2 protein-coding genes and 1 pseudogene are annotated in these 4,947 nt (G+C 60.6%); 2 read left to right on the top strand and 1 reads right to left on the bottom strand.

The genetic code is table 11. The features are described 5' to 3' along the window. Positions 1–189: pseudogene (locus PHW99_RS17125) on the top strand (hypothetical protein); the annotation flags it as partial. 82 nt (positions 190–271) lie between these two features. After that, positions 272–1,339 (top strand): diguanylate cyclase, encoded by a 1,068-nt coding sequence (locus PHW99_RS17130; protein ID WP_300180455.1) that lies wholly within the window; start codon positions 272–274, stop codon positions 1,337–1,339. Between the two features lie 74 nt (positions 1,340–1,413). Here PHW99_RS17130 and PHW99_RS17135 read toward each other — a convergent pair whose 3' ends face one another. After that, positions 1,414–4,338: an Rne/Rng family ribonuclease gene (locus PHW99_RS17135; RefSeq protein WP_300180458.1), complete on the bottom strand. Its 2,925-nt coding sequence runs from the start codon at positions 4,336–4,338 to the stop codon at positions 1,414–1,416. Positions 4,339–4,947 lie beyond the last annotated feature (609 nt).

Here is a 4,947-nt window from a genome sequence, read left to right on the forward strand (position 1 = left end):
CTGCATCTGCAGTTGTGGGGCAAGGCCCAGCAGCTGATCCGCCAGGCTTTGCCCCGGCTGGAGGATGCCGGGCTGTTGACGCGGGCCTGGCAGGTGCTGGCTGAACTGGCACAACGCCAGGGGGATGATGCGCAGGCCACTGCAGCGTGGAAGAGCGCGGCCCAGGTCACATTGCGCCGCCGGAGCTGAGTTGCGGCCGGGCAGGTGTTTCACCGACCGGGCTCCGAGGGATTTGCGTGACTTGGTTTGATTTCGCGTCTATGATTTGGCGATGAGCACATTCATTGAACATATCGTCAAGCTGACGGATCACCGTGATCGTGACCTTCTTGAGCTCACGCTGTCCAAGGCCTTGATTGACCTTTTGCCGCTTGAGCGTATTGTGATTGCCCGCGTTGTGCGCGAGGAAGGTGATGGGCGCTGGCTGGAGGTCGCCCGGCTCGACGCCAAGGGTGGTGGTCGGGTGATTGACCCGCAGCGGGTGGATTTCCAGTCGCTGGTCAAGCTGGAGGACGCCTCTGACCGCCTGCAATGCCTGCAGACCCGGGATCTGGTGGAGATTGCCTGGGCTGGCCCGCAAGGTCCGCGCATCACCATGTTGCCGCTATTTTCAGATTCCCGCCCGGAAGACGAGGGGGTGCTGGAATTACATTCCGATGCCCCGCTGAGCCCGGATAGTCTGCTGCTGGTGGATGCCTTGCGGCAGATTTACCGCAATATGTACACCTTGCTCGAGTACAGCGACCGCGACGCCCTGACTGGTCTGCTCAATCGCAAGTCGCTCGATGATGCGTTCTACAGTGCCGTGCTGGAAAATCTGGATGGTGTGGATGTCTCCGCTGCGCCATCGGGGGCACAGGGGCAGGAGCGCCGGCATCGTGTGCCAGCCAATTACTGGCTGGGCTCGGCCTCGATTGACAACTATGGCTTGATCAGTGACAAGCATGACCGCAGCACCGTGGAAGACATGTTGCAGCGGGTGGCACGCATCATGAGCAACACATTCCGCACCTATGACCGCCTCTACCATTTCGGGGGCGGCCATTTTGGCGTGTTGATGCATTGCCCGGATGAGGCGCTGGTGTTGTCTGCTTTTGACCGGTTTCGCGCCAATGTGGAAAAGTACCAGTTCGCTACCGTCGGACGGGTCACGGTGAGCTGTGGCTTCACCAGTGTTGAAGCGGATGATTCACCCGGCAGCACACTGGACAACACGGAGCGTGCAGTTGACTTTGCACGCCGCTGTGGCGGCAACAAGGCTTGCAGTCACCTGGGTCTGGCCCGTCGCGGCTTTTTTAGCGTTTCGAGTCCGGTACCCGAGGCCGCAGCGACTGCCTGACCCGGTTCTGTATCGAAAAAAAGGGCACCTTACGTGCCCTTTTTTTGATGGTGTGGCCCTAGCCGGGCCTGTACTCAAGGCGTGTTGGTGGTTTCAAACGGCAGCGTGATGTTGCGCAGATCCCGTTTGGTTTCCACCAGCACCAGTGGCCGGGTATCCTGCGCCACGGGTGCTGGACGCTCGCGTGGCACGTGTACTGGTTGGGTCTGGGCGGCGATGGCCGTCTGGGCAGCCGCGACCTTGTCCGCGTCAGAGAGCACCCAGGTCAGGCCACTCTGCTGGGCAATCTGTGCGAGTTCTTCCAATGGCAGGTGATAAGGCTGTACCTTGGGTAGAGACGCCGAAACCGCGGTGGGCTGGGTCTGCTCTGTGACTCTGGTAGGTACCGGCGCAGGCGTGTTGTCCTGCGCGCCGGGTGAGGCCTCGGGCATGGTTTCGACCACGACGGCAGCCACCGCTACCGGAGCCGCTGGCAGCTCAGGTTGGCTGCTGCTGATGGCAACGGCTTCAGCGGCGGGTGTGGGTATCGTGAAATACGATTTGCGTGGCACCGTTTCTTCTTCTAGGGACAGCGGTGTTTCTAGAGCCAGTGTCGCCTGGGCATCGGTTTGGCCAACGTCTTCCGTGCCATTGCGTTCGGTGCGTTCACCACGTGGTTTGCGATCCCGGCCATAACGGTCGCGTGAGCGTTTTTCCCGGGGCGTGGTGTCATTGCGTTCACCCGATTCGCCAATGGGCTGGTTCACTTCCGCTGTCGGCACGGCCGTGTCGGCAGCGGCCGGATCAGCACTCACCAGCTGGGGGGTATCCAGGTTCTCGCTGGGACGTGTCTCTGCGTCAGCGCGTGGACCGCGAGGACGACGTTCACCGCGTGGGTTGCGCCCGTTGCGTTCCTGGCGCTGCTGGGTGCGAGCGGTCTCTGCGTCTGTGGCCAACGCTTGTGCATCGGTAGCCAGACTGACAGATTCGGTGACCACGGTAGTGGCCTGGCTGTCCAGCCGTTCACGGCTGCCGCGTTCACCGCGTTCACCGCGGTTGCCGCGGTTGCCACGGCCTTCCGCGCGCCCGTCCCCGCGACCTTCGCCGCGGTTGTTGCGCCCCTCGCCGCGCGGACCGCGCCCTTCGGGGCGCTCTGTGCGTGGCTCTCCACGGCGATTACCGTCGCGGCCCGGGCGTCCCTCACGCGCAGGGCGGGTCTCGGTTGTACCCGTTGCCGGAGCCGACGCGGGTGGTGCTGTTTCGGCCGCCGGTGCCGGGGCAAACAGGTTTTTGAGCCAGCCAAAAAAACCCTTTTCAACGACCGCAGGTGTGGCCACGGGTGCCTTGACCGTCGGCTGGCGGGTACTCTGGGGTGCTGGCGCAACGGGTTCCGGTTTGGGAGGGGCCACTGGGGCCGGCACGTCGGGCAACACACCCTTGATCACTGGCGTTTGCCGGTTGGTTGGCTCCTGTGAGCGACGTGTCACGGCGGTGGCTTCATCCACTTCCTCGGCCATCTTGTAGCTGGCCGAAATGTTGTCCAACCGCGGGTCGTCGTGTTTGAGGCGCTCCAGTTTGTAGTTGGGTGTTTCCAGCGACTTGTTGGGCACCATCAGCACATTGATGCGCTGCTTGAGCTCAATCTTGGCGATTTCGGTGCGTTTTTCGTTGAGCAGGAATGAGGCGACCTCGACTGGTACCTGGCACAGCACCGAAGCGGTGTTGTCCTTCAGGGATTCTTCTTGGATGATGCGCAGAATCTGCAGGGCGCTGGATTCGGTGTCGCGGATGTGGCCGGAACCACCGCAGCGCGGGCAGGGAATGGAAGCGCCTTCGCTGAGCGCCGGGCGCAAGCGCTGGCGGCTCATTTCCATCAGACCAAACTTGCTGATGGTGCCAAATTGCACGCGGGCACGGTCTTGACGCAGGGCGTCACGCAGGCGGTTTTCCACCTCGCGGCGATTGCGGCTTTCCTCCATGTCGATGAAATCGATCACGATCAGGCCGCCCAGGTCACGCAAGCGCGCCTGGCGGGCCACTTCTTCGGCCGCTTCCAGGTTGGTCCGGGTCGCGGTTTCCTCGATGTCACCACCCTTGATCGCACGCGCCGAGTTCACGTCCACCGAGACCAGCGCTTCGGTGTGGTCGATCACGATGGCACCGCCGCTGGGCAGCGTCACGGTACGGGCGTAAGCGGTCTCGATCTGGTGCTCGATCTGGAAACGGCTGAACAGCGGGGCGTCGTCGCGGTAGCGTTTGACGCGGGTGGCGTGCTCGGGCATGACGTGCGCCATGAACTGCTGAGCCTGTTCGAACACGTCGTCGGTGTCGATCAGGATGTCGCCGATGTCGTGGTTGAAATAGTCGCGAATGGCGCGGATCACCAGGCTGGATTCCTGGTAGATCAGGAATGCCCCCTTGGCGCCCTTGGCGGCGCCGTCAATGGCAGACCATAACTTGAGTAGGTAGTTCAGGTCCCATTGCAATTCGGGCGCGCTGCGGCCAATGCCGGCAGTGCGTGCGATGATGCTCATGCCGTTGGGGTATTCGAGCTGGTCCAGCGCTTCTTTCAGCTCGGCGCGGTCCTCACCCTCAATGCGGCGCGACACGCCACCACCACGGGGGTTGTTGGGCATCAGCACCACATAACGGCCGGCCAGCGAGACAAAGGTGGTCAGCGCCGCGCCCTTGTTGCCACGTTCTTCCTTTTCTACCTGGACCAGCAGTTCCTGGCCTTCCTTGATGGCGTCCTGGATACGTGCCTGACTGACCGACACACCCTGCTGGAAATATTGCTTGGAGATTTCCTTGAACGGCAAAAAGCCGTGACGCTCTTCACCATAATCGACAAAACAGGCTTCCAGCGACGGCTCGACGCGCGTGACGACAGCCTTGTAAATGTTGCCCTTGCGCTGTTCGCGCCCTTCAATTTCGATTTCGTAGTCGAGCAGTTTCTGCCCATCGACGACAGCCAGGCGGCGTTCTTCGGCCTGGGTCGCGTTAATCAGCATCCGTTTCATGGGTCGCGTTCCTTCAATTCAAATATCAACAGTTAGCTCATGACGAGCTATTGATACACAAACTGACGCTTTGAAATGAGGAGGAAACAGCCGGAGAACCCGGACTCACACAATGAGTCTAGGTATAGGCGCGTGGAGGGGAGCAATGGCGTCTGTGAGGTGACTTGCTATTGGTCTAATAGCGGTTTGCGCCCTTTGGATGGGCGCCGATGGCTGATGGATGCCAACAAACAGCACGTTTACGCGCTGCAGGCAAAAACACATCAGGGACATCAACACAAACATATATCGCTTCATTCCGCTCACAGTGTCAAACTGTGAGTTTTGGGTATTCCGAATCAGGATTTCAAGGCGTCGTCTTGACCATTCACCGGGCCTGCCATGGAAGACCTTGAGGCATCCATTTACAGACCCGACGTCAGGCGGTATCGACTTTGCTGGTGTCACATGGGGTGCGTGAACTAAACTTCACCGACTTAACGAATCAACTTTCAGTTAAATCAACCACTTAACAAGCGCATCACCAGTGAAAGTCATTATAGGGGGCAAACCCGCTCCAGCCACCCCCGAGGTGAAAACCGTTTGTGTTGATGAGGATTCGGCCGGGCA

This window comes from Rhodoferax sp. (assembly GCF_028689305.1).
Lineage (GTDB): Bacteria > Pseudomonadota > Gammaproteobacteria > Burkholderiales > Burkholderiaceae_C > Rhodoferax.

What these genes read in the sequence shown, in the direction of transcription:
- PHW99_RS17130 (WP_300180455.1), top strand. Translation starts at nt 272, where the DNA reads ATGAGCACATTCATTGAACATATCGTCAAGCTGACGGATCACCGTGAT.
- PHW99_RS17135 (WP_300180458.1), bottom strand. Translation starts at nt 4,338, where the DNA reads ATGAAACGGATGCTGATTAACGCGACCCAGGCCGAAGAACGCCGCCTG.